This window comes from Mesorhizobium sp. M0715, assembly GCF_040320355.1.
GTDB lineage: Bacteria > Pseudomonadota > Alphaproteobacteria > Rhizobiales > Rhizobiaceae > Mesorhizobium.
In genome coordinates, this window is record NZ_JAMYPL010000009.1 from 153,411 (window position 1) to 178,318 (window position 24,908).

Here is a 24,908-nt window from a genome sequence, read left to right on the forward strand (position 1 = left end):
AAGAGCTCTGCACGGAGCATGGAAACCCATAGGAAATTCAAAAACGGCAGGTTGATGCCGTGGGGAAAAGGCACGGTCGTCACCGGAGCAAAGGGATTTGTCTACCTCTGCGGCAATACGGCAACCGCCGAAAATTACGATCCTGCCGGAAAGAGAGGAGGGGGCTTCCCTGGCGATGCGGCGGCACAGTGGCGCGCAATTTTGGCGAACATCAAATCAGATCTGGAAGAACTCGGCAGCGCGCTCGACTATCTCATCCGGCTGACCTTCTTCGTCAAGGGGCCATTTCCCGATGGCGGCGTTCTAAGTTCACCCAATTTTCGTCTCGACGTACTGGACGAGTTCTTTGCCGAGCATTGCCCGAAGCACTGCAGCTATAACGCCGCCCTCCGAGGTGATCGGGATTGCAGCGCTTGCGCAAGCCGACATCGTCGTTGAAATTGTCGCGGTGGCGGCGTTGCCTGACTGAAAAAGTTTTCGCGTGCAGCGATAGCTTAGTTGCCTTGGCTCTCGAGTGTCACTCCGGGGCTGTAGCCGGAGCCGTGTAACGTCGGCGCACAGCGTCAAGCACCCGCTTACGGCTCTCCTGCGCCGACAGGGTCTTGTCCTCTTCCGCCTCGGCGGTTTCGCGCGCCAGGTCCTTGTCCCTGATCTGATGTCGAAACCATTTGGAATAGTCGCCGGTGCGCAAGTGAAACTCCCAAGTCTTGTCGTCTATGCCCTCGGCGATCTGAGCGAAGATCATCAGATTGTGAGCCCTGAGGTTCATCGCGTTGTCAGGGCCATGGAAATAGAAGCTGCCGGCTTCGTCGAGCTGGCCTTCGGCATATTTCCGGCTGTGCCGCTTGAGTGACTGACGTGGTTCCACCACCTTGACCGTCTTGACTTTCTTGCCCGCCTGCGGCCGCCAGAACAGCACGCGCGCGCCCTTGGGGCTGGGGATGTCCTTTGGCGGCTCAATGCCAGTCTCCTTGCAGAAGACCTTCACCACGTCCTTCGCCTTGGGGCCAAGCGCAATGATGGCTGTCACAAGGCGCAAGGCGTCTGTCGAGATCGCCTCGGGGTGAACGGTGATCAAGATTGTGCCCGGCAATTCCAATGAAAGGACCGCCCGCGTATCGTCGCGCCGCTTGGGCAGAAGATGGTGCGCTTCATCGATGACGAGCCAGTGCGGTCTCGCGGTGCGCCGGCGGAAACTGCTCAGGCCAGGCAGCAGGTCGGCAAAGAAATCCGGCCTCTCGTCGACGCGTAGGGCCAATCCATTGACGACAATGTTGCTGTCGGCCTTGGCGATCAGATCCAGCACCTGCGCCTTTGTCGGCGCGCTTGAGCCGTCTCCCAGGCGAACGGCGCCTTCAAGGCCGTCATAGTCGCCTTCGGGATCGAAGACGCAGAACTGAAAACCACTTTCGACGAAGCGTTCCGTCAGCGCGGTGGCCAAGGTGGATTTGCCAATGCCGGAACTCCCGGCAATGAGGATCGTGTCGCTCGGCGACAGGTAGACATCATCGCCGCCAGACGACCCAAGAACGATGCCGTCATGGCGCTTCGGCACTATCGCGTGATCACGCTTTATCAGCTTTGCGATCAATTGCTCCACGCCCTTGCCGCGGGCACCACGCATGACCAGGTTGGCTGTATCCTTGACCGCCGGAATTGCATTGTCGACGGCGGCGCTGCAGCCACAGGCTTGCAGGAACGCGTGGTCGTTCTCGGCGTCGCCGACGCCGACGACGTTGTGCGGCGAAAGTCGAAGGTCCTGAAGGGCCGCAGCGAGCCCGGTGGCTTTGTTGATGCCGCTCGGCAGGATCATCACCGCGCCCTTGTTGAAGATGATTTCCAGTTCGAGACCCATCTTCTTGATGATATCGAGCACGGTCGCCTGATGGGGTTCCCAGGTCGCGACGATCGATCGCCCGACCGAAAGCGGCTTGACGCCCTGCCGCTTCAATCTGGCGACGAATTTGGGCTCGGGCGATGGGGCGATCACCCGCTCTTCCTCGCTGGCCGGCGTGTAGATCATCGCGCCATTCTCAGCGACGACCTTGTCGAAGAGGCTAAGCTCGGGAAAGACGCGCTTGAGATCGGGCAGTTCACGCCCGGTGACGAGAACCAGCTTGCGGCCGCTTTTCTTGAACCGCTCAAGCGCGGCGAGCGTCTTCTTGGCGACGATCCCATCATGAGCCAGCGTGCCGTCATAGTCTGCCGCCAATGCAATGAAATACATTCCGCCGACCCTTCTCGTTCCGGTTGCCCTGCGGCTAGAACGTGTGATCGAGACAAAGGCTCCCCACCGACCGGATCGTAGGTCTGGAGAAGGGGATGGTTCGCCCTCGGAAACCAGGAACTCCTTCGGTGCCGGTACGTTGACCAGACAAGCCGGGAACCGTCCCGGTCTTTGCTGGCGGCGTGCAAACCCGTCGCCGAAATCCACCAAGTGCAATGAAAGGTAAGGCCATGGGCTTCTTTTCGAAGGACATCAAGACACTCGACGATCTCTTCGTGCACACGCTGCGCGACATCTATTACGCCGAAAAGCAGATCGAGAAGGCGCTGCCGAAGATGATCGACAAGGCAACCGACCCGCAATTGAAAGCCGGATTTGAAAAACACCTCGACCAGACGAGAGGCCATATCGAGCGCGTCGAACAGGTGTTTGAGTTGCATGGCGTCAAGGCCAAGGAGGTCAACTGTCCGGCAATCGACGGTATTCTCGAGGAGGCCGACGATGTGAGCGGTGACGTCGATGACAAGGAGGTTCTCGACGCGGCGCTGATTGCTTCGGCGCAGGCCGTCGAACACTACGAGATGACCCGCTACGGGACGCTCATCGCCTGGGCCAAGCAACTCGGCCGCACCGACTGCGCCAATGTGCTGGCCAAGAACCTCAGGGAAGAACAGGCGACCGATCGCAAGCTCACCGAAATGGCGGAAAGCAAGATCAACCTGCAGGCAGCCGAATAAGGCTGCAATCCGGCCGGCTGGTAACTCGGCCGGCCGGATTGCTGGCAGGTTTCCACTCCGTCAGCGAGACGGGTCGACGCCCAAGGCCGTTGATTGCTTGCGCAGCGCCTCATCGTCATCCTGCGGCGCATGCCGAGCAGATCCTGCAGTTTCCGTGTAGATGCGGTACGCCACACAAGCGAGCGCCACTATGAAAAGCAGACGGCCCATCCATCCTATTCCTTGCTCATGGATTTCATTCCGGTCATCCTCAGTACCCTCCGACGACCGGCAAGATTTCGCCGGTGATGTAGCTCGAGCAATGCGGCGAAGCGAGGAACACATAGGCCGGCGCGAGTTCTTCCGGTTGCGCGGGTCGTTTCATTGGCGTGTCCGCGCCGAATTTCGAGACGTCGTCGGCTTCCTTGTCCGACGGATTGAGCGGCGTCCACACCGGACCCGGTGCGACCGCATTCACCCTTATGCCCTTGCCGATGAGATTGCCCGACAGGGCCCGCGTGAAGGCATGGATGCCGCCCTTGGTCATCGAATAGTCGACCAGTTGTTTTGAACCGTCGATACCGGTTACCGAACCGGTGTTGATGATCGCCGAACCTGGCTTCATGTGCGGCACCGCTTCCTGCGCCATATGAAAATAGCCGTAAAGATTGGTCTTCAGCGTCGTGTCGAAATGTTCTTCGGTCAGCTCGCCGAAATCGCTGGAATGGATCTGGAACGCAGCGTTGTTGACCAGCACGTCGATGCGACCGAATTTTTCAACGGTCTCCATGACCGCCTTGTGGCAGTGGCTGCGTTCGCTGACATCGGCCTTGACCAGGATGCAGCGTCGTCCCTCCTTTTCCACCGCTGATTTGGTCTCTTCAGCATCCTTGTCCTCGGCCAGATAGACGATCGCGACGTCGGCGCCCTCGCGGGCGAACAACACCGCCACCGAGCGGCCGATGCCGGAATCGCCGCCCGTGATGAGTGCTACCTTTTGGTCGAGTTTTTTCGATCCGAGATAGTACGGCGCATCGTACAGCGGCTCCGGCTCTAGCGCCCATTCGTGCCCCGGTTTGGGCTGATGTTGCTCGGGGAAGGGGGGCTCGGGATATTCACGGGCGCCAGCCTGCATGGCGCCTTGCTGCTTCCCACCGCCTTTCGATTTGTCCTTGGCATCGACGCCACGTTGGATATGGCGCTGCTTGGCCGCTTCACCGGCTATTTCTGACTTCATCTGCATGATCGTCTCCTTGGCTTGGAGTGGAAACAACGCATGTCAGGCAAAAAGGTTTGCGCAAAAGATCGACTTACCGAGAGGATTCCGGCCAGCGTTTGGCAACGCGTAACGACGACATCGCCAGCTGCACCAATTCAGCTGCAATGCAGCCGCGCCAGCCACCGCCGCGATGGGATCGAGCACCCGGGGCTTGCCCGCTGCCTGCGCCGCCTTGGCGGCGAGCCAAACGTGATGATGTGGATTGGGAAGCTGTTGCGTCAAATTGGCGTGCGCAAAGCAGCGCCATCCGGTCTGCTCCGGGCGTAGCCGCCGGAATTCTATCTTGGCGACAGCCCATCGAGCAGGAAGTCGAGGCCTTTTCGGAAGGCGCCATCCCAATCGTTGTCCAACAGCAGACGAGAGCGTTCGATTGTCGGGTAGTGTTCGCTGAGGTGTGTAAGACGCTGCTGTGCGGCTGCCCTGTCTTCTTCCGAGAGGTCGAAGCTTGCCCGGGTGAGGGTGGCGCCCATCACATAATTCCAGAGCGACCATATCGCGGCGTTCAGATTCGCGTCGGCAACACCGGCTCTGGACAAGGTCTTGCTCAACATTTCCAGGCGGCTGAGAATGTTCGGGCCGAGCGCCCGGCGCGGCAACAGCGATGCCGACCAAGGATGGCGCAACATTCTGGCGCGCCAGTCTTCGAGCATATGAACGACGTCTCCACGCCAGTCCGGAGACTCACCTGTTTCAGGCGATCCGCGATGTTCGAGCACCGAATCGAGTGCTAGATCAAAGACATCCTCCTTGTTGTCAACGTGCCAATACAGGCTCATCACACCCGAGCCGAGGCGATCGGCCAGCCGACGCATTGTCAATCCGTCTATGCCCTGGGCGTCCAGCAGTTCCACGGCGATCGCCACGATACGCTCTCGAGACAGCGGCGGCTCGCTGCTCGCCTCCTGGATGGGTTGAAGCTTTGTCCGTTGCGATCGTTTGCTGGCACTGCGGGGTTTGGCTGCCATCTGTCTTCCTTGCTGGCCGAACGTCGATTTTGGCAGGCACCGTCAGGAATGTCGACGCTGATCGCTTGACTAGTACGATGTACCATACGATGACTCGTACATCGCACGATTCATCGTATGAGCGATCTGGTTTAAAGTTCATGCCGGCGGCGAGTGCGTTATTCGCAGTCAGCAGAGCCAGGAGAAATCATGTCACGCGCAATCAAGCATCTGCTTATCGGAGGGCTAATCATCATGACCATTGCAGTTCCCACTGCGTCGCCGGCGAACGAGTTCAAGCTGACCATCATCAATCCACAGACGCTCTACGACCCGTCGCCGAATGGCTACAGCACCGCCGTGATCGCACCGCGCGGAGCTCGGATTGCCTACATTTCCGGGCAGGGCGGCCAAGACAGCACAGGAGCCTTGTCACCCGATTTCGCCGTCCAGGTTAAGCAGGCCTACGCAAATTTGCATGCGGCGCTCGGGGGCATCGGCGCCAAGCCGGATCAGGTGGCGAAGCTCACGGTCTTCGTGGTCGACCACGACATGTCCAAGCTCGATGTGTTAACCAGGAACGTCAAGGACATGTTCGGCGAGGCGTTGCCGGCGCAGACACTGGTTCCCGTTCCCAAGCTTGCAATCGACCCCATGCTTTTCGAGGTGGAAGCCACCGTTATTCTGGAATAGGGAGCCTGATCGCCCCAACTGACATGGGGTCGAGCACGCCGCCGACAGCCGCGCGTTGGAACCACCAATTCATTTTGGCTCCCACGAAGCAAAGCCGTCACGACGCATACACTCTATTGCTATTGCCGCCGCATCCAAAAGTCGCATAAGATAGATTATGGAACTAACGCATCGGTCAAGAACTGGAAATTGCCGCTGATTCTCATAGGCTTGAGCCGATTGTGCCGTATTGCCTTGAGCGGATGGCCAACGCTAGGCTGTCGAAATGAAGATGGCAAACAGCGAGATCGAAGCGGCGATCGAAGTGTTCGTGCATGGCTTCAGCGCCGACAGAAGCCGCACCTTTCCTTACGAGGCCAGCCGCGTTGGACGCTTGTGGCTGATGCGCGATGCCGAGCGCAAGAATCTTCGTGACTACCGCGGCGAAGAATGGGTCGTCCATGACGTCGCCGCTCAAGAAGCCGATGCCGTCGTGCGGCAGCATGCACGGCCGGGCTTTGCCATTTCCGTTGTGATCGCGAACGAGGATCCGGACGGGCCGACACGAACCGCCTACAAAGCTCTCGGCTACCGGCTGCTTCGGACCGAAGGTTTTTTCGTCCACCGGTTGCGCCGGATTCCGAGCCCGCCAGCGGTTGCGGTTGCTTCGGTCGAACGCGTGCAGACAGCCGAACGGGCGGCGGCGCAGTTGGGAAAGATCATCCGCAGACAGCCGATCCCGGATCATTTGCTCGGCGACAGCGCGCCGTTGCGCCAGTATGTGGCAGTCGATGGCGCCGATATCGTTGGGCGCGTGCGCAGCTTGGATGCCGTGGAAGCCACGTGGTGTTCGAGCATGTATGTCGAGCCTTCGCACCGGCGTCGCGGCATTGGCCAGGCTTTGATGTCGAAAATGTTGCACGACGATCGGGCGCGTGGGTCGAGGTGCTCGGTGCTGGCTGCAACCCACGCCGGGGCTCTGCTTTATCCCCGGATGGGCTACGAACGGATCGGAACGCTGCTGATATTCGCACCAATGAACCGAAAGCCGGTATGAAAGTCTATTCGCATCACGCTGATTCGTAAGGGATTTCAATCGCCATCCCATCATAGGCCGGCTCGACGTTGGCGGGTGTCTCGGCCATCACCGTGGCGTAGTCGAGCGGCACGTGCATATGTGTCAACACCGCATGTATCGGCGCCAGCCGCTCGATCCATTCAAGCGCTTCGCCAAGGGACAGGTGACTGGGATGCGTCCGGTACTGCAGCGCGTCGATGATCAGCACGTCGAGGTCGCGCAGCCGTTCGGCGGTGGGTTCCGGAAAGTCGCTGATGTCGGGACAATAGGCGAGACCGCCAATGCGGAAACCGAGCGATACGATGTCGCCGTGGATCTGCGGCAGCGGCTCAAGGGTGAGGGTACCCCCCTCTCCTTCGATGACCACCGGCCTGGTGTGGTCGATGAGATGCGGCCTGACGATCGGCGGATAGGAACTGCCTTGCGGCGTCTCGAAACAGTATCCGAACGCTTCCCGCAACCGAAGCATCGTCGCCCTGTCGGCATGGACGTCGATCAGTTGGCGCTGATCGAGAACGAAACCGCGCAGATCGTCGATGCCATGGATGTGGTCGGCATGCGGGTGGGTATAGACGACCGCATCGACACGTTTAACGCCGGCCAGCAGCATCTGCTGCCGAAAATCCGGCCCCGTGTCGATGACGACAGTCGTGCGGCTGCCGTTCGCCGCGATCCGCTCGACAAGTGCGGCGGCACGCGTGCGCCGGTTCTTGGGGTTGTCGGGGTCGCAATTGCCCCAGTCGCCGGTGATGCGCGGCGTACCTGGGGACGAGCCGCAGCCGAGAATGGTGAGGCGCAGCCGGTCGGTCATCGTTCAGGCACTTTGCTCTACAGGCCGCGGCATCTTGCCGAACAGCCGGAAGAAATTATCCGTCGTCAGATCAGCGATTTCAGCTTCGCTGACGCCGATGGTTTCGGCCAGCACCTTGGCCGTGTGCGCGACATAGGCGGGCTCGTTGCGTTTGCCGCGAAACGGCACGGGCGCCAGATAGGGCGCGTCGGTTTCGACCAGCAGCCGGTCATGCGGCACATCGGCGGCAATGGCGCGCAACTCAGCTGAATTCTTGAAGGTGAGGATACCCGAGAACGACACGTAGCCGCCGAGAGCGACGCCAATTTCGGCGAGCCGATGTCCGGAAGAAAAGCAATGCAGGATGAAGGGGAAGGCGCCCTTCCCCGTTTCGGCCTTGAGGATCGCTGCCATGTCGTCGTCGGCGTCGCGCGAATGGATGACCAGCGGTAGGCCGGTCTCGCGCGCGGCTGATAGGTGGGTGCGAAAGCCTTGCGCCTGCGCATCGCGGGGCGCTTTGTCGTAGAAGTAGTCCAGCCCGGCCTCGCCGATGGCCACCACTTTCGGGTGCGCGGATAGCCGCACAAGCTCCTCGACCGTGATATCCAGCTCTTCGGCCGCATTGTGCGGATGAGTGCCGACAGAGCAATAGACTTCGTCGAAAGTTTCAGCGATCTCAAGTACTTGCGGAAACCGCCTCACGCGTGTCGAGATCGTCACCATACGGTCGATTCCGGCGGCTAACGCGCGGGCGACGATGGCCGCCCGCTCCTCGGCGAAGTCGGGAAAGTCGAGATGGCAGTGACTGTCGACGAGCATCAGACGTTCGCGTCCGGCTGTTCGACATAACGTGGAAACACCCCTTCCGGTACGGGCAACGCAGTGCCGGGCACCAGCGCATGGTCAGCATGGACATGCGCGAAAGCGCGGCTCTCCGCCGGCACCGCCAACAGGTCGAGCAGTTTCGCGGCCGATCCCGGAGTGAAGGGTTGACACAGCACCGCCACGCGGCGCACGACTTCGGCGGTCGTCCACAGCACCGTTTCCATGCGCGCAGGGTTGGTCTTTTTCAACGCCCATGGTGCCTCGCCGGCAAAGTAGCGATCGGCTTCCGCCACCACGCCGAAGATCGCCGCCAGCGCCAGATGGATGCCCTGCTCGGCCATCGCCTTGCGCGCGATGTCGAGAGCGGCGACGGCCTGATCCAGGATTGCTCTGTCTGCATCCGTCAGGTCGCCGCGCTGCGGCACCACGCCGCCGCAGTTCTTGGCGATCATCGACAGCGAGCGTTGCGCAAGGTTGCCGAGGCCGTTGGCAAGATCGGCATTGGTGCGGTTGACGATCGCGTCATGGCTGTAGCTGCCGTCGTTGCCGAAGGGCACCTCGCGCAGGAAGAAGTAGCGCACCTGGTCGAGGCCGTAGTGCTCGACCATCGCGAATGGATCCACGACGTTGCCAACCGATTTCGACATCTTCTCGCCGCGGTTGAACAGGAAGCCATGCGCGAAAACGCGGCTCGGCAACTCAATGCCCGCCGACATCAGAAATGCCGGCCAATAGACCGCATGGAAGCGGACAATGTCCTTGCCGATGATGTGCGTGGCCGGCCAATAGCGCCATTGCTCGGCCTTTGTGTCGGGATAGCCGGCGGCGGTGATGTAGTTGGTCAACGCGTCGACCCAGACATACATCACATGTTTGTCGTCGCCGGGCACCGGCACGCCCCATTTGAAGGTGGTGCGCGAGATCGACAGATCCTTCAGCCCGGACTTGACGAAGCTGAGCACCTCGTTGCGGCGCTCGGTGGGACCGATAAAGTCTGGCTGGCTCTCATAAAGGGCCAGCAATTTTTCCTGATAGGCGGAAAGCCGAAAGAAATAGCTTTCTTCCTCGTTCCATTCGACGGGCGAGCCGAGCGGTTCGCGACGCACGCCATCCTCGCCGAGCGTCGTCTCGCTCTCGTCGAAATAGGCTTCCTGGCGCACCGAATACCAACCGCTATAACGGTCGAGATAGATGTCGCCATTGGCGGCCATCGCCTTCCAGATCGCCTGACAGGATTCGTAGTGGCGCGGTTCCGTCGTGCGGATGTAGTCGTCGTTCGAGCCACCCATCGCCTCGGTCATCGCGCGGAAAATCGCCGAATTGCGGTCGGCCAGCGCCAGCGGCGTTATGCCTTCCTTCTCGGCCGTTTGCTGCATCTTCAGGCCGTGTTCGTCGGTACCGGTCAGGAAGAAGACGTCCTTGCCGTCCAGGCGCTGGAAGCGTGCCAGGGCGTCGGTTGCAATGACCGTATAGGCGTGGCCGATATGCGGCTTGCCGTTCGGATAAAAGATCGGGGTGGTGATGTAGAACTTGTCGCGTGACATGAAGGAACCGTCATGAATGTCTGAATGGAAAGGCGTGGCGGTGGATATCGTATCGAGGCAGCATTTGCCATCCCGATCCAGGAAACCCAGTCACATTCGCATTGCAGAATTCAGGCGGTCGATCATGATCAGGGCGTGCTGCTTCTTGTCGAGATTGTAGGTATCGGTCTCAGATATAGCGTCCAGCGCCTCATGCCAAGTGTCGGACAACGTTTTGGCCCGTGCGAGATCGCCCGCCAGTGCTGCCTGACTTGCCGCGTCCGACAACAGGTCCAGCGCCCGGCGGTTGAAGATATCGAACTGGATCGCCTGATCGCGGCCAGCCACGGCTTCGGCGAGGCGAAACGCGCCGCCGACATCGCTCTTTCTGCCGGTGACCAGAGCGTCGAGCGTGGAGGCGATCTCCAGCCCGCCATACTGCGTCAACAGGATCGCGTTGCGGGCGCTGCCCCCTGCCCGCCCGACCAGTGCCGCGCGAGCCGCCGGATCGTCAGGCGGCGCGGGCTCGGTCGTTTCCAGCACCGTCATCAGGTCGTCGGCGTCGAGCGGGTTCAATCGCACCACCTGACAGCGCGACCGGATCGTCGGCAGCAGGCTGCCCGGCGCGTGGACAATCAGGATGAACAGAGTCCGTGCCGGCGGCTCTTCAAGATTTTTCAGCAACGCATTGGCCGCATTGGTGTTCATGTCATCGGCGGGGTCGACGATGACGACCCGATAGCTGCCGTCGTGCGAGGTCAGCGACAGGAAGCGGCTGACCTTGCGTATCTCATCGACGGTGACGACTGTCTTGAAACTCTTGGTCTTGTCGTTCAGCGGCCGGGTCAGATGCAGCACGGAAGGATGCGCCCCGGTGGCGATCTGGCGAAACAGCGACGAAGCCGGATCGGCAGTGGCAAGGCTTTCCGGCGCCTGCGCAAAATCCGGGTGCTTCAGCAGATGATGCGCAAGGTGGAAGGCGAGCGTCGCCTTGCCGATGCCGACTGGCCCGGAGAAGATCAGCGCATGCGGCAGCTTGCCCGCACGATAAGCGGCGGTGAGCACGCCTGCAGCTTGGCTATGCCCGACCAGAACGGGCGTTTCGGAGGGCTCCGGCACGCCGTCGAGCGTGTCGTGCTGCTCGGGTGCGATGCGTTCGAAGATCATGCCGGCGTTGCCTGCCTGTCGCGTGCCGGCGTTCTCGCCGCCAGTGCCGCGAACACCGCCGCGGTGACGACGTTCTCGACCGCGTCGGGCTCGGCGGCTGCGTCGACGACGATGCAGCGCTCCGGCTCGGCCTTGGCGATCGCCAGAAACGCCTCGCGGCGGGCCTGATGGATCGCCAGCGTCTCCTTTTCGAAGCGGTCGGCGACTGCCTCGGTGCCGCGCCGCAGCGTTGCGCGCCTCAGGCCTTCCGCCGGATCGATGTCGAAGATCAGCGTCATGTCCGGCATCATGCCGTTGATGGCGACCTGCTCCAGCGCATCCATGAACGCCGAATCGATGCCGCCGGTGACGCCCTGGTAGACGCGCGAGGAATCGAGGAAGCGGTCGCAAAGCACGATGGAACCACGCTCGACCGCCGGCCGGATGAGCTGCTCGACATGATCGGATCGCGCGGCGGCGAAAAGCAGCGCTTCCATCTTCGGTCCGAACGGTTCGGCCGCGCCCGAAAGCAGCACATGCCTGACGGCTTCGGCGCCCGGCGAGCCGCCGGGTTCGCGGGTAAGCAGCACATCGTATTTCTTGGCGCGCATCTTCCTGGCCAGCCGCTCGATCTGCGTCGACTTGCCTGCCCCCTCGCCGCCTTCGAAGGTGATGAAAAAACCGCGTGCCAACCGAGAGGCCTTCTTGTCCATGGCTGAATGGGATTGTAGCGCTCTAGATAGTCCGCGTTCGGCCAAACGTCCATGCCGTCAATTTTTGCCCTTGTGCAGTCGCCCCCAAAACCATGGCTGGTTTTGAGTGATATGCGTTATCGCAGCCAGCCGACCGCCAGTTCCTTGACGGCATCGAGTGCGCGCTGCGGCAGCGTGCCGACGCCGATCGATTCGGCGGCGAAAAGCGGTGTCTCCTGGCTGAGCGTATCGCCGATCCAGACGCGCAGCGCACCCACCGGCTGCCCCTCCTCCACCGGTGCAGCAACCGGGCCGTTGTAGACGATCCTGGCCGTCAGCTTGTCGCGGTTGGTGATCGGCAGGAAAATGTCGATCGGACCCTTGGCCTTCAGCGTCACCCCGGATTTCGCTCCGCCGAAAACCTGGGCTTCTCCAACCACCTCGTCCTTGGCGAAAATTTCAGTCTTCTCGAACGAGCGGACACCCCAGTCGAGCAGCTTTCGCGCTTCCTCGGCGCGCTCCTTGTCCGAGGCCAGCCCGCTCATCGCCGCGATCACGCGGGTACCATTGTGGCTGAGCGAACCGACGATGCCGAAACCGGCTGCCTCGCTCGCACCGACCGCCAGGCCGTCGGCGCCGATGTCCATCGCCAGCAGCGGATTGCGGTTCCTCTGTGAGATCTTGTTCCAGGTGAAATCCTTCTGGCTGTAATAGCGATAGAGATCCGGATAATCGCGCCACAGGTGCAGGGCGAGCTGCGCCAGCTCGCGCATGGTCGTCTGTTGGCCATCCGCCGGCAGGCCGGTCGAATTGACGAAAGTCGACGTCTTGAGGCCGATCTGGCGGGCCCGTTCGGTCATCTGCGCGGCAAAATTGTCCTCGGATCCCGACATGCCTTCGGCGATGACGATGCAGCCGTCATTGGCCGCCTGCACGGTCACGCCCTGAATCAGGTCTTCGAGCCGGATCGACGACTTGAGCTTGGCGAACATTGTCGATGTTCCCGAAGGCGCGCCACCCTTGCGCCAGGCGTTTTCGCTGACAACGAACGTATCGTCGAGCTTCAGGCGACCGGACTTGATGGCGTTGAAAACCACTTCCATGGTCATCAGCTTGGCCATCGAGGCCGGCGGTATCGGCTTGTCGGCATTCTTGGAAAACAGCACCGTCCCGGTCTCGGCGTCGATCATGAAGGCCTGTGCGGCCTTGGTCTCGAACAGCTGCGCACCGGCCGGAGCCTGGAAAAACAGCAGCAGGCCAAAAACCAGAAGCCCGGCGAGCGGGAGCAAGCGCAATTGCATGATGTTCGACCCGTTGGCCGGCACCGCCGGCAAGCCCGCAAAAAGTATCGGGCTTTTTGCACGGCGGATCAACCGCGTAGCGGAAATCCAGCCTGGCTTGTGCTCAGTTGCGCACAGCCAGCGCATCGGGAGCGCCATGCGACCAGGCAGCCTGCAGCAAATCATCCAGGTTGTGATGGCCATCGGGATAGAGATTGACCGAATACCAATCCTCGCCGTCGAGTTCCGAACGCTGGATCTCGATCTTGCCGAAGGCGGCAAGCTGAGCGGCAATACGCTTGGCTTCTCCGGCATCCTCGAACGAACCGGCAGCAACGTAGTCGGTGGACGGACCGGCCGGTGGCGGCTGCCGCTTCCACGATTGGAGCACGTCGGCCGGCGACATGCCGTCGCTACCCATTGCGGCGAAGGCATTTGAGGCGCGTTCGACCCGCTCGTCGGCATAGGACAGCGAGGCCACGGCAAACGGTGATTGCGGCGGCAGATTGATCTGCGGGCGCTCCGGCACGATCGGGCCGAAATCCGGAAGCGCCAGATCGCCATAGGCCGAGGACTGCGTCAACATGACCGGCTGGACAGCGCCGGAATCGGTCAACTGGCCCGGAAACGGCACGGCGGCGGCGCCCGCAGGCAGGCTTGGCGACGGCCCGTTCATGGCGACCATGACGCCGGTCGGCAGTCCATCCGACGGGTCTGGCGCCCTGTTGCCGGGATGGTAGGAAGCCATCAGATACTGGTCGTCATCGCCGTCGAGCGGCGCGCGGCCGACATATTCGACCTTCACCTGAGCGGTGCCGGTGTTGGCATAGTCAAGCATCTGGGCAGCGCGCTCCGAGACATCGATGATGCGGCCTTCGTGATATGGGCCGCGATCGTTGACGCGAACGATGACCGAACTGCCGGTCTTGAGATTGGTGACGCGGGCATAGCTCGGCAGCGGCATGGTCGGGTGCGCCGCCGTTAGATGGGTCATGTCGTAGACTTCGCCATTGGCGGTAAGCCGGCCATGGAAGGCGTCGCCATACCAGGAGGCCAGGCCGACCTTGGCGTAGCGCTTGTCTTCCCGGGGGTAATACCACTTGCCGCGGACCTGATAGGGTTTGCCGAGCTGATCCCTGCCGCCGCCACGTTGGATGCGCCCATTCTGGGAGATCACACGCGGGCTTGCCTTCACGCCATATTCGGATTCGGCGAAATATTCTTTGGAGCGGGTCTTCTTGTAGACCATCGCTTTCGGCTCGGGCTGCGACGCACAAGCCGCCAGCAAGGCGGCCGACATGGCGAACAACGCGACTGCAGCAGCGCGACGAAGACGCGGTTGCGTCACAGCCTGCATTTTCCTGATGTCCCCTTCAGTCTTGACCTAGACGTCGTGTCCAACCGTCGAAGAAGCCGAAACACTCACCCGACCAATACAACGACGCCTTTGAACCCCGATCCTTTGTGCGCAGGAATTGCTTATCACGGTATTAACCGATTGTGGCTGCAACCGGGCAAGATTGTGGCGTCTCCACCGTGAAAGCCTTCTGAAAAGTAACGGTTTTCGTGCTTCCACGCGAGAGATGTGATGCCCTCTGCCACAAAGAGCCTGGCTTCGCTCCTGCCGCCCATGCCTGCCGTTGACCAAGCTTTGACGGGCAGCGGACCGACCGTCGGAACAAAGAAATGCGCCGCTAGTTTCTTCCGCAGGGCACTCGAACAGAAGGACGAGCATGATGAAAATGGCTTCATTGACAATCGCGATCGCAATGTCACTTTCTGCCGGGTCTGCGATCGCCGCATGCCCGGACAAGTCGGCTTCCAACGCAGGGACGGATTCCGAACAGACCGCCGGTATTTCGAAAGATGGAACTCATGCGCCTTTAGAGACCCCAAAAGCGTCGGACAGCACGGGCAAGCCAGCCGCCAAGGATGGCGCCACGATGCCGTTGGCGGGCGCCGAAGGCGGCGGCGACAAGAATCTTGCAACCTCGCAGCAGGACATTGAGGCGCAGCAGCATGGTGATAAGGCCGCGGCGGCAAAGGCGGACGAAAGCTGCAAAGACTGAGGAACACGCAGGCCGGAGCCGATTTGCAGCTTCGGCCTTCCTCACGAGCAGCTGTTCCCTTGGCGAACTGAATTTTTTGGGGAAACGCCGCAGCTCTCCCAAGAGGTTGACCTATAGGGATTAACCCGCCCCGCCCGGTTGCAAGGATGGTTCTGGCGATAGCTGGACTGCGCCCTTGCCTGGGGCGCTGCATGGAAGCACTGCAGCGCCTCACAATCTCGGGCAACGCCCGCGGCGGGCTTCTTCTTCATGCACCATTGGACCGCGATGGTCCCGGTGCTCGATCCCGACAAGCTCAGAGTCTGCCCAGGACAGCAGGAAGCGACGCAGCGGTGGTTGACGCAGCCCTCAATGCCGCTTTACAGGAATGAGGCGTGAACCAGCCGGGAGCGCCTTCGGTGCCAATCCGGTGCCAACAGGCCAAACGGGTTGGCCCCCGCGCTACCCAAGTGGTTGAAAAATCACGATGGAGGAATGGCCGAGCGGTTTAAGGCACCGGTCTTGAAAACCGGCGTGGGTGCAAGCTCACCGTGGGTTCGAATCCCACTTCCTCCGCCAACTGGCGCCCCTGCAAGATCCGCCAAAGGCGCATAAGCGCGACGGCACCTGGTACCTCGTTCGCCGTGTTCCGAAGGAATTCGCCGAGCTCGATCGCCGCGTCCTGGTCCGCATCAGCACCGACATTCCGATCGTAAACGATCCCCGTGGCATTCGTGCCAAGGAAGTAGTGCAGCGCCTCCACGTCGAGCTCGATGCGTATTGGGGAGGGCTTCGCGACGGTCAATCTGGCGAAGCTCGCTTGCGTTTCGAGGCGGCCCAGCAGCGGGCGAAAGCCCTGAGGCTGGTCTATCAGACGAATGCCGAGCTCGCTGAAGGCGCGCGCGATGATATTGTCGACCGCATTAGACTGCTCCTCGACAGGAACGTCATTGAGGACGAGCGGGAGGTGGCGGCCGCCCTGGGTGGTGAGGAGCGGCCGGCGATCCGCCTCACGGGGCTGGTTGCAGAATTCGAGAAGATCGAGGCCCAAAGCCTCAATGCCATGTCCCCGAACCAGCTCCGAAAGTGGCGCAATCCGAAAAAGCGCGCCGTTGGCAACCTTATCGAGGTTGTGGGCGACATGAACATAGCCGCCCTCACCCGGAGCCACGCCATACAATTTCGCGAGTGGTGGCAGAAACGCATACGCGTGGAAAGTCTCGACATCGGCACCGCAAACAAGGACATTGGCCACGTGTCGAAGATGCTGACCACTGTCGACATGGCACATCAGCTGAATTTGCCGCCGGTGTTCAAGAAATTGCGGCTATCGGGACAGGTCGCGGTCCAACGAGCGGCTTTCGAAGCGGCTTTCGTCCAAGACAAGATCCTTGCCGACCGCGCGCTGGCGGAACTCAACGAGGAGGCCCGTCACCTTGTGCTGCTGATAGCGGACACCGGCATGCGTTTGTCGGAGGCGGCGAACCTTCTGCCGCACCGCATCTTGCTAGATCACGCGGTGCCACATGTGCAGGTGAGGCCCGATGGACGCGTGTTGAAGACAGACCACTCCCTGCGCGACATTCCGCTCGTGGGTTGCGCGCTCGCCGTAATGAAGCTCCACCCCAAAGGGTTTCCGCGCTATCTCGACAAGGCCGACTCGCTCTCTGCCTTGGTCAACAAGTTTCTTGACAATGCGAATCTCCTGCCGACTGATGACCACTCTCTCTACAGCCTGCGGCACACATACGAGGATCGGCTGACGGCCGTGGAGGCGCCCGAAAAGGTCGTGGCCATGCTGATGGGCCACAAATGGCATCGGCCAAAATACGGTTCTGGCCCGACGCTCGAGCAAAAGCAGTTCTGGCTGAAGAAGATCGCGTTCAAACCGCCGGCGCATCTTTGACCTCCCGCGCATCATTGCGGTGAGGACCGCCGCGTTATCATCGTGGCGCGCTTGAGCTCGACGGCGCGCTCCAGATGCTCGAACAACGGCACGTATGCGCTCTCAGGGGTACAGTCACGCTTGTATATGCGGTGCTCTCCGATTAATGGCCGTGAGCCGAGAACAAATCCGAGAGGCCGAAGGATGTATGGCGATGTCGTTAGGGAAGAACTCAATCTCCAGCCTTCGGCCCTCATCCGCTCCGAAGCTGAGTACATCCTCGACTTCCGTGATGCTGACGCCCTCTGAGCTCGACTTGCTTCGGCAACAGTCGAAAGAGACGGGCGACTTCGCGCGAAAAGCCTTCGAGGGTCTACGCCCCAAGGCAGCGAAATCGGCCTATGCGGCTGGGGTGCCGTCGACGGTGACACCGAGCAGACGCGCCTGAGTTTGGAGCGACCGGACGGACACCGCCGGCGGCTACTACACGCCTAGAGACGCAATCGTACCGCGCTGGACAGCGGCCGGCCCAATGCGGCCTACCACGAGGCGTTCCACCGCCTGCAGGCGCTGTTTCTCACCGATGCCGAGCCTCGGCTAAGATTTCTACGACGCTGGACGGGATCGAAGCGGCCCGTGCTTTTGCCAGCTCTGGAGAGCCACCATTTTTACGTTTACCTGCTTACGTCTCCGTACCAGACCAGTGGGGGCTGCTGTCAGCTCCCCGATGCTCATGCCATTGCAGAGAGCCGCCTTGAATGAATCAAGATGCAAACGGTGCCACTCCATGGGGTGTTACGATTATGTTGACTTTTGTTGACCTGAAAATCGTTTCGGTGAACGGGTTTCCAGGCACATGCTGAAGCGCACGTAGTGGCCAGGGGGCATTGAGGCGCGTGAGGCTTGCCCGGCGCAGCCAGGGCAAACCAGGCTCACGGACGTTTTGCACGGCAGACCAGGTCTCAATCATCTGCTGCTTTCGCGCGCTATGCCTTTGAATTGACCAACGATGGGGTTGGGGGTCAAAGCGAGATTGATCCCAAGCGCGGCCTTAGGGCCTCATAGAACTATCACCCTCATCTTTGTTGGGGTTTTGGCCAACTAAGCGAAGATCGGGCTAGGCCGAAGACGGCCGATCGAGGTCGACTCGCGCGACGGCGTAGGCGTCAAGCGAGATGAATTGGTCATCCAGCGGTCTTGCGGAAATTTCCATGAAGTTGGGATCGGTTGCCGCCTGCTCGAACTGCTCGGCGCCGAGAAGAGCAATACGGGCGCTGCTCGGCGCATCCGAAAGCCGCACAGATTGCGTCTTGGCGGTGAGGTTAGCGACCCACAGGGTCACGCCCCGATCGTTTTCAGCTGCGATCGTCACAACGCCGTCAGCGCCGAAAGTTCCTACGGACAGCAAGGTGGCTCCGCCGAGCTTTGAGAGACCAGCCAAGACATGGAAAGCGGGATAGACCGTTCGGGAATCCTGCTGGTCAAACCATGGCTGCACGAAGTCAGCCTTCCTATGGATTTGGCCAAATGGACCGGTGAAGTCACCGAAGACGACGGCCTCGATGCCCTCGCGAGCGCATGCGGCGAAATAGCCGACGATCCAGGCCGCATTGAACAGCCCGCGCTGACGAGGATCGATGCGCGATAGGCAGACGCGACCATTCGCTTCGTTCTGCGCCGTGGAGGCACCGTAAGGGTTCTCGCGGCAGCCGAGCTGACTGGGACCCACACGCAGCGGCAACCCGCCCATGAAGGAACGGGCAGAGCGGATCAGGTGGGGAATGGCCTCAAGCGTCTCCATCACTGACACATCGTCGGCAGCGTGCACGCTTGGACAGGTGGTAAAGGTCGCGTAGTCGAGCGCCTCGCTTGGCGGGCGCTTGCGATTGAGCTCGGTGAAGTACGCGGCCATGCCGCCGCCGACCGGTACACCCGGGAAAGCCCGGCGCGCTGCCGAGTAGCTTTCCTGGAAGCTCGGCATGGCCGGCCATGCTGCTCCCGGCTGTACCGATTTCATGTCCTGCGCCGGAAAGACGCAGATAGCTTCTAGATTGAGGCCGAGGCGACGGACAGCATCCGCGACCGGCTTCAACTCGCCGAAGGGATCCAGCGTTCCCCTGGTTATGATCTCCAGCACGACGCTTGCACCAATCAACCGGGTCAGCGCTGCGTACCGTTCAAGTTCATCGTGGCCGTGCCCGAGACGGAGATCGACCTGGCAGGCTATCCACTGCGGAGCCAATTGCCGAATTAGATCGGAGTTTCCAAGGGCGTGCCTGGCCTCGTCGGCGGCGACGCCGACGCCAATGCGAGGCACTCGGCCGGCCGGTCCGCCAATCGTCACTTTGATCGGCGGGTCAGGATTTTCAGACATCGGCGCAAGAAGCGTCCCCGACATATGCAGCCGGACGGCCTGGGTGAATTTCTGGCCCTTGGGCAGTCTGTAGGGCCACGGGCGACGCAAGGGACGAACATAGGTTTTATAGGATGCGTCAGACCAATTGCGTTGATCCTCCATCTCAAAGGCATCACCATCCATGGTGCAGGTGGCCCAGATCCCAGGCGCGATCTCATGTGACAACGCGCGCACGTCGGTGAACGGACATTCCGGATCAATAAAGTCCGGAAAATGCGAAAGCCTTTCGAGACCATCTTGATGCAGGACCCGCACCGGCTTGCCGGCCAAATCTGCTATGGGATGCAGCACGACGAAGCCGGTCCGGTTGGTCAAAAGGTCGGTCTCAGGCTCTGCTTCTGTCACAAACGACAGCGCACCATCGCCACTGCCCGAGACGCGTGCCCGGTAAACCAGGCGGCCGGATGTTGCGGCACATGTTGCACGGTATTCAATGGCGAACGCATCCGGCCTCTCGTCGATCCGCAGATCATCGAGAACGGGGGTACATGTTCCCCAGTTTTCGTCCCGTACAAGAAACGAGATTCCGCGCAAGATCTCGATCGTCCCGATGCGGATGTAGCGCAACGCCCCATTGTCGAACGCGACCGACAAGGATCCGGCGCGCAGTGTGCGCAGCGGTGCCTCGTGCTGTTCGGTGCCACATAAGCGGACTGCCAGGGAAGCTGTCGAGGTCAAATTGCCCGCTCCGTCGTGGCGTCGAAGATCGAGGCCCGGTTCATGTTGATGTCGATCGCAAGCTTCTCGCCCGGACGGCTGACGTCGTGCGCCTGCAGCTCAGCCATCACCGGCGCGCCAGCCAGTCGGAATGTCGCGTAGCTGCGCGAGCCGGTCGGCTGCAGCAGGTCGATCGTTGCCTCATAGCGAAACGTGCCCTGCTCCGGTGTGGCAGTGTGCGCCCGAGTGAGATGTTCTGGCCTCAACCCGAGCAGCACCTGCTGTCCGTCTGCGACGCCCTTCAGCCCCCTGCCCGGCGCTAAGGGCAGCAGCGCGTCCGCGAGCCGGATGGCGGCGGCGCTTCCGTCCAAGGCAAGGTTGCCTGGCAGGAAGCTCATCCGCGGCGAACCCAGAAACCCAGCGACGAAGGTTGAGGCCGGGTGCTCGAACAACTCGAGTGGCGCGCCCTGCTGCTCTATCAACCCGTCGCGCATCAGCACGATGCGGTCAGCCAACGTCATCGCTTCGATCTGGTCATGGGTGACGTAGATCATCGTTGTGGCAATGTCCTGGTGAAGGCGTTTGATTTCGCCGCGCATTTCGTCGCGAAGCTGTGCGTCGAGATTGGACAGTGGCTCGTCGAACAAAAAGATGAGGGGGTTGCGGACTATGGCGCGGCCGATGGCGACGCGCTGACGCTGGCCACCGGACAGCTGACGCGGAAAACGCCCCAGCAAGGTAGTGATGCCAAGCATGCGTGCCGCCTCGGCCACGCGCACCTCGATCTCTGGCTTCGGCATCTTGCGAGCCTTGAGGCCGAAGCCAATGTTCTTGGCCACGCTCATATGCGGATAGAGCGCATAATCTTGAAACACCATTGCCACGTCGCGATCGCGCGGCCGGAAATCATTGACCACTTCGCCGCCAATCTCGATCGTGCCTTGTGAGCTCTCCTCCAGTCCTGCGATGGTCCTCAGCAGAGTGCTCTTGCCGCATCCGGAGGGTCCAACCAGGACAGTGAACTCGCCGTCGGGGATGTGGAGGTCAATGCCGCGCACCGCATGGAAGGCGCCGTAGCGCTTGTGCAAGCCGGTGATTCTGACTTCGGCCATGCCTTCCCTTCCTATCCGCGAACGGCGCCGAGCGTCAGCCCGCGCACGAGATGTCGTTGAGCAAGCACTCCAAGGGCGATCGATGGCACAAGGGAGACAATGGCAAGGGCTGCGGCTTCACCATATTGTGCGCCCTGGAAGCCGATGAAGGCTCGGAAGACCGTTGGCAGCGTAAAGGCAGTTCGGCTGGTCAAAATCAGAGCGAAGAAGAACTCCGTCCAGCAGGCAATGAAGGCGAAGACAGCCGCCGCGACGATGCCTGGTGCTGCGAGCGGCACGGCAACGCGCCAGAACGCCTCCCATCTCGTGCAGCCATCGACGAGGGCCGCCTCCTCCATCGACTTCGGCATGCCGCGGAAATAGGCAAACATCATCCAAACCGACACCGGTAGCGTGAAGACCGTGTAAGCTAGGATCAGCCCGATATGGGTGTCGTACAGCCCGACGCCACGATAGATAAGGAATACCGGCAGGACGATGCCTATCGGTGGCAGGAAGCGCTGCGACAGGACCCAGAAGGACAGATGCCGGCCGCCCGTGTTGTAGCGCGCCAGACTATAAGCCATCAGCGTGCCGATCAGTGCCGAAAGCACCGTCGCCGAAAGCGAAATAATCAGGCTGTTGATAAGCCCGTCGAGACCGCGATAGGTGAACAGCGCAGCTTCGTAGTGGACAAGCGTCGGTGCGGCAGGGAACCAGACAGGCGGTACGGTGAGGTAGTCGTCGCTGGGCTTGATGGAGGTGTTGAACATCCAGTAGAGCGGCCACAGCACAAACACCAGGAAGAACCCCAGCAGCAGAATTCGGCCGATCGGCAACGACCGGCGTTTCCTGCGGCGGGCGGGCGCGACGGCGGCCATTAGACCGGTTCTACCTTCAAGAGCCGACGCACCAGCAACGTCACGATGAGCGCCGTAAAGATCAGGAACAGCCAACTTCCTGCTGTTGCTTGCGATAGATGAAACTGCGTGAAGCCGACGGTATAGAGATAATAGGAGGCCGTGTAAGTTTGTGTTCCCGGGCCACCGCCTGTCATGATGAAAATGGTATCGAACATACGGATTGCGTCGAGCAGACGGAAGGTCAGGGCCAGCAGCATCATCGGCCCGAGATGCGGGAGCGTGATCGCCCAAAAAGCCTGCCAGGCGTTGACGCCGTCAAGTTCTGCCGCCTCATAGAGATTGGGTGGGATTGCGGTCAGCCCAGCGAGCAGGATGACGAACATGAACGGCGTCCACTGCCAGACATCGGCGATGATCAGCGAGATATAGAGCCACGGGCGCTCCGTCATCCATCCTATCGTAACCTCCTGCCCCAATAGTTGCGTCAGGATATAGTTGGTCGGTCCGAAAGGCCGCTGTAAAAGCAGCGTCCAGGCCTGGCCGACGATGACCGGGCTGATGAACAGCGGCACGATCAGGATCGACATGATCACACCGCGGCCCGGAAAGCTGCGCACCATTGTCAGCGCCACCAGGAGACCGAGCACGAATTCGATAGCGACGCTGATGCCCGACAGCCATGCTGTCAGCAACAGCGACCAACGTGCTACTGGATCGAACACGACCCGCTCAAAGTTCTTCAATCCGACAAAGGCGTGGCCCGGCACCTGGAAGTCGTAGTTGATGAAAGATACCACCAGCGAGAACAGAAGGGGATAAATCGAGAGCGCCAAAATCAGCAGCACCGCAGGCGCCACCAGCAGCCACTTGAAGTGACGGTCTGCCCATTGGGCAAAGGCAGACAGCCGGGGCGGTGCGCCGGCGGCCTTCAAGCGACGGATCGTGGCGGTGGGCTGCATAGGCGTATCCAAAAATCACCGCTTAGCGGGGAGGTGTTGCGAGCCAAGCGCCCGCAACACCAATTGCTCCAGACAGCATGCCTCCCCTCAGAGGGTGACGGCCATGCCAAGTTTTTCCACCGTGTTGTCGGCAGTGGCGCCAGGCAGTTTCAAGAACTCGGTGTAGAAGCCTTTCTGCGAATCCACACCCAGTCGGTCGGTCGTCTCGTTCCACTCGGCGGCCGCCGTTTCAAGCGACGCCTTCGCATCCGCCCCAGCCCACACCGCGGTGCACATGCGGTCGATGCTCAAGAAGTAGTCCTGCGCGCCCGGCATGATCGGATCGAGCAGACCGACATTTGCCGAGTTGTTGAGGTTGGCAAGGTACTCCTTGGCACTGGGGAAGAGCGCGCCGTAGAGCTCGGACTTGAAGTGCGAGATGCGGTATGGGTCGCGTAGCGCATAGGGCAGCATGCAACGTGCCAGCGAGACGGGTGGCGAGCATACCCATTGCATGAACAGATACGCCGCCTCTGGGTTGGGTGAATCCGCCGACAGTGCCTTGTTGTAGCCGGTCGCATGTTCCGGATTTCCCGGAACGACGGCATAGCCGACCTTGCCAGCGATCTGCGACTGCGGAATGAAGTTGATTGCCGTGGCGGACTGCGAATAGTTCGCCGCCATACGGCCGCTAGGAGGCCAGGAATAGATCATCGCGACTTTGCCGGTCAGGAAAGCCGCCCACAAGGAAACGGCGTCGAGCTCGTTGTTACCGGGGATCGAGGCCTTGTTTGCGGCGAGCATGTTTGTCAGCGTCTTGACGCCGGCATCCGACACCAAGCCGGCCTTCATGTCGTCTCCGAACAGTTTTCCGCCGTTGGCGCGGTACTGCTGCAGAAAGTCGAACTGATTGCCAGGGCTGCCCGCCTTGCGGAAATGTCCCGCGCCATAAACCTTTGGCGCCATCTGGTCGGTAATGAACTGGGCGATCTGGGCATATTCTTCCCAGGTCTTCGGCGGTCCAAGCTTGGCGTTGAACTTCGCCTGGTAAGCCTCCACCATTTTCGGATCCTCGAAGATGTCCTTGCGGTAGTAGAGAGCGAACATGTCGCCGTCGTCGAAGAACCCCCAGATCTTGCCCTTGTAGGTCGGCAGCGCCTTGTACAGGGGATGATAGTCCTCGAGGTCTGCCGGGTTCATGTATTTGGCGATGTAGTCGTCTAGAGGGGCAATGACGCCGCCATCGGCAAGCGACGGTGTCCAGGCCGGTGAGATGTCGAGAACGTCATAGGCACCCGAGCCGGCGATGTGCTCGGCGACTGCCTTGGAGTACTGGTCAGGGTTCGACAGTTCGACGACATTCGACTTCATCCCGGTAAGCTGCTCCCACATCGGCCCACTGAAATTGCGCGGATCGAGTGCCTGCAGGCCAGCCTCGTAGGTCATGTTGAGGGTGACGCCCGAATGCGCCTTGGCCGCCTCCGCCGCGCGAAAGGCGGAACCGTCCGCCGGCCCTTCCTTCGATGCTTTTAGGGCTGCGGCCTGCGCCTGGCCGAGCGGCGACGTGGCGTCCGCCAATTCCAATGTTTGCTGCGCCATCGCCCAATCCGTCATCATCCCCAGCATCGGGCCGGACACGGCCAACATGCCGGTCATCTGACCGAAGCGGGTGATGAAAGTTCGGCGGGTGGTTTCGCCGCTCATGAAGGCGTCGACCTCTGCTTCGAGACCTGCCTGAAAGTCACGTTTTTCACGATCGTTCATAGTGCTTGGTCCTCCCATTTCCATTTGCTTCACTCGTCCGCCGGCGCTGCGGTCAAGCATTTCCTCCCGTAAGG

Annotated in this window: 22 protein-coding genes and 1 tRNA gene; 8 read left to right on the forward strand and 15 right to left on the reverse strand. The window is 61.0% G+C overall.

Translation table 11 applies throughout. The annotated features are described in order from the left end of the window. Positions 1 to 18 precede the first annotated feature (18 nt). Positions 19 to 438, forward strand: coding sequence for a RidA family protein (locus NKI21_RS14005; RefSeq protein ID WP_352441505.1), 420 nt, complete (start codon positions 19 to 21; stop codon positions 436 to 438). Positions 439 to 517: 79 nt separating this feature from the next. Here the strand turns inward: NKI21_RS14005 and NKI21_RS14010 are convergent, their stop codons facing one another. Continuing rightward, a complete protein-coding gene (locus NKI21_RS14010; protein ID WP_023811962.1) occupies positions 518 to 2,227 on the reverse strand; it encodes an HAD family hydrolase in 1,710 nt (569 codons plus the stop codon). Positions 2,228 to 2,457: 230 nt separating this feature from the next. On the opposite strand from NKI21_RS14010, the gene NKI21_RS14015 reads away from it, so the two are divergent. Beyond that, positions 2,458 to 2,964 carry a YciE/YciF ferroxidase family protein gene (locus tag NKI21_RS14015; RefSeq protein WP_023811961.1) on the forward strand — a complete coding sequence of 169 codons (507 nt, stop codon included), beginning with the start codon at positions 2,458 to 2,460 and terminating at the stop codon, positions 2,962 to 2,964. A gap of 250 nt (positions 2,965 to 3,214) precedes the next feature. Here NKI21_RS14015 and NKI21_RS14020 read toward each other — a convergent pair whose 3' ends face one another. Next, a complete protein-coding gene (locus NKI21_RS14020) occupies positions 3,215 to 4,186 on the reverse strand; it encodes an SDR family oxidoreductase (protein ID WP_023811959.1) in 972 nt (323 codons plus the stop codon). Positions 4,187 to 4,219: 33 nt separating this feature from the next. Here NKI21_RS14020 and NKI21_RS14025 point away from each other — a divergent pair, with 33 nt between their 5' ends. Continuing rightward, positions 4,220 to 4,489 carry a hypothetical protein gene (locus NKI21_RS14025; RefSeq protein ID WP_352441504.1) on the forward strand — a complete coding sequence of 90 codons (270 nt, stop codon included), beginning with the start codon at positions 4,220 to 4,222 and terminating at the stop codon, positions 4,487 to 4,489. An 11-nt stretch (positions 4,490 to 4,500) separates the two neighbouring features. On the opposite strand, the gene NKI21_RS14030 is transcribed toward NKI21_RS14025, so the two are convergent. After that, complete coding sequence (locus NKI21_RS14030) at positions 4,501 to 5,187, reverse strand: TetR/AcrR family transcriptional regulator C-terminal domain-containing protein (RefSeq protein ID WP_023811958.1); 687 nt, start codon at positions 5,185 to 5,187, stop codon at positions 4,501 to 4,503. 189 nt (positions 5,188 to 5,376) lie between these two features. Here NKI21_RS14030 and NKI21_RS14035 point away from each other — a divergent pair, with 189 nt between their 5' ends. Both NKI21_RS14035 and NKI21_RS14040 read left to right on the forward strand, forming a co-directional pair. Beyond that, complete coding sequence (locus tag NKI21_RS14035) at positions 5,377 to 5,859, forward strand: RidA family protein (protein WP_023811957.1); 483 nt, start codon at positions 5,377 to 5,379, stop codon at positions 5,857 to 5,859. Positions 5,860 to 6,241: 382 nt separating this feature from the next. After that, positions 6,242 to 6,895, forward strand: coding sequence for a GNAT family N-acetyltransferase (locus tag NKI21_RS14040; protein WP_352630685.1), 654 nt, complete (start codon positions 6,242 to 6,244; stop codon positions 6,893 to 6,895). Positions 6,896 to 6,908: 13 nt separating this feature from the next. On the opposite strand, the gene NKI21_RS14045 is transcribed toward NKI21_RS14040, so the two are convergent. The 7 genes from NKI21_RS14045 to NKI21_RS14075 all read right to left on the reverse strand — a co-directional run bounded on the left by NKI21_RS14045 (position 6,909) and on the right by NKI21_RS14075 (position 14,529). After that, positions 6,909 to 7,727: an MBL fold metallo-hydrolase gene (locus NKI21_RS14045; RefSeq protein ID WP_023811955.1), complete on the reverse strand. Its 819-nt coding sequence runs from the start codon at positions 7,725 to 7,727 to the stop codon at positions 6,909 to 6,911. Between the two features lie 3 nt (positions 7,728 to 7,730). Next, a complete protein-coding gene (locus NKI21_RS14050; protein WP_023811954.1) occupies positions 7,731 to 8,525 on the reverse strand; it encodes a TatD family hydrolase in 795 nt (264 codons plus the stop codon). Beyond that, entirely contained in the window at positions 8,525 to 10,075 is a 1,551-nt protein-coding gene (gene metG / locus NKI21_RS14055) for a methionine--tRNA ligase (RefSeq protein ID WP_023811953.1), read from the reverse strand. The genes NKI21_RS14050 and metG overlap by 1 nt, the downstream gene beginning before the upstream one ends. Positions 10,076 to 10,165: 90 nt before the next feature. After that, a complete protein-coding gene (locus NKI21_RS14060) occupies positions 10,166 to 11,221 on the reverse strand; it encodes a DNA polymerase III subunit delta' (protein WP_352441502.1) in 1,056 nt (351 codons plus the stop codon). After that, on the reverse strand, positions 11,218 to 11,892 hold the full coding sequence (tmk, locus tag NKI21_RS14065) for a dTMP kinase (RefSeq protein WP_023811951.1): 675 nt from the start codon (positions 11,890 to 11,892) through the stop codon (positions 11,218 to 11,220). Before tmk ends, NKI21_RS14060 begins: the two co-directional genes overlap by 4 nt. A gap of 137 nt (positions 11,893 to 12,029) precedes the next feature. Beyond that, the gene (locus NKI21_RS14070) at positions 12,030 to 13,193 is read right to left on the reverse strand and encodes a D-alanyl-D-alanine carboxypeptidase family protein (RefSeq protein WP_023811950.1); all 1,164 of its coding nucleotides are present in this window, start codon (positions 13,191 to 13,193) and stop codon (positions 12,030 to 12,032) included. Between the two features lie 103 nt (positions 13,194 to 13,296). Continuing rightward, positions 13,297 to 14,529, reverse strand: a complete 1,233-nt coding sequence (locus NKI21_RS14075; RefSeq protein WP_352865996.1) for a septal ring lytic transglycosylase RlpA family protein — start codon at positions 14,527 to 14,529, stop codon at positions 13,297 to 13,299. A gap of 376 nt (positions 14,530 to 14,905) precedes the next feature. On the opposite strand from NKI21_RS14075, the gene NKI21_RS14080 reads away from it, so the two are divergent. The 3 genes from NKI21_RS14080 to NKI21_RS14090 all read left to right on the forward strand — a co-directional run bounded on the left by NKI21_RS14080 (position 14,906) and on the right by NKI21_RS14090 (position 17,126). Beyond that, a complete protein-coding gene (locus tag NKI21_RS14080) occupies positions 14,906 to 15,241 on the forward strand; it encodes a hypothetical protein (RefSeq protein WP_128304492.1) in 336 nt (111 codons plus the stop codon). Positions 15,242 to 15,709: 468 nt separating this feature from the next. Then, positions 15,710 to 15,799, forward strand: a tRNA-Ser gene (locus tag NKI21_RS14085). After that, on the forward strand, positions 15,759 to 17,126 hold the full coding sequence (locus NKI21_RS14090; protein WP_352611758.1) for an integrase: 1,368 nt from the start codon (positions 15,759 to 15,761) through the stop codon (positions 17,124 to 17,126). Before NKI21_RS14085 ends, NKI21_RS14090 begins: the two co-directional genes overlap by 41 nt. Positions 17,127 to 18,222: 1,096 nt before the next feature. Here the strand turns inward: NKI21_RS14090 and NKI21_RS14095 are convergent. The 5 genes from NKI21_RS14095 to NKI21_RS14115 form a co-directional block, all read right to left on the reverse strand. Then, a complete protein-coding gene (locus tag NKI21_RS14095) occupies positions 18,223 to 20,199 on the reverse strand; it encodes a D-apionate lactonase family protein (RefSeq protein ID WP_352721435.1) in 1,977 nt (658 codons plus the stop codon). Next, a complete protein-coding gene (locus tag NKI21_RS14100) occupies positions 20,196 to 21,290 on the reverse strand; it encodes an ABC transporter ATP-binding protein (RefSeq protein ID WP_352721437.1) in 1,095 nt (364 codons plus the stop codon). The genes NKI21_RS14095 and NKI21_RS14100 overlap by 4 nt, the downstream gene beginning before the upstream one ends. Before the next feature lie 11 nt (positions 21,291 to 21,301). Then, complete coding sequence (locus tag NKI21_RS14105; RefSeq protein ID WP_245273237.1) at positions 21,302 to 22,108, reverse strand: carbohydrate ABC transporter permease; 807 nt, start codon at positions 22,106 to 22,108, stop codon at positions 21,302 to 21,304. 41 nt (positions 22,109 to 22,149) lie between these two features. Then, positions 22,150 to 23,091, reverse strand: a complete 942-nt coding sequence (locus tag NKI21_RS14110; protein WP_023811941.1) for a carbohydrate ABC transporter permease — start codon at positions 23,089 to 23,091, stop codon at positions 22,150 to 22,152. Positions 23,092 to 23,178: 87 nt separating this feature from the next. After that, on the reverse strand, positions 23,179 to 24,834 hold the full coding sequence (locus NKI21_RS14115; protein ID WP_127296120.1) for an extracellular solute-binding protein: 1,656 nt from the start codon (positions 24,832 to 24,834) through the stop codon (positions 23,179 to 23,181). Between the last annotated feature and the right edge of the window lie 74 nt (positions 24,835 to 24,908).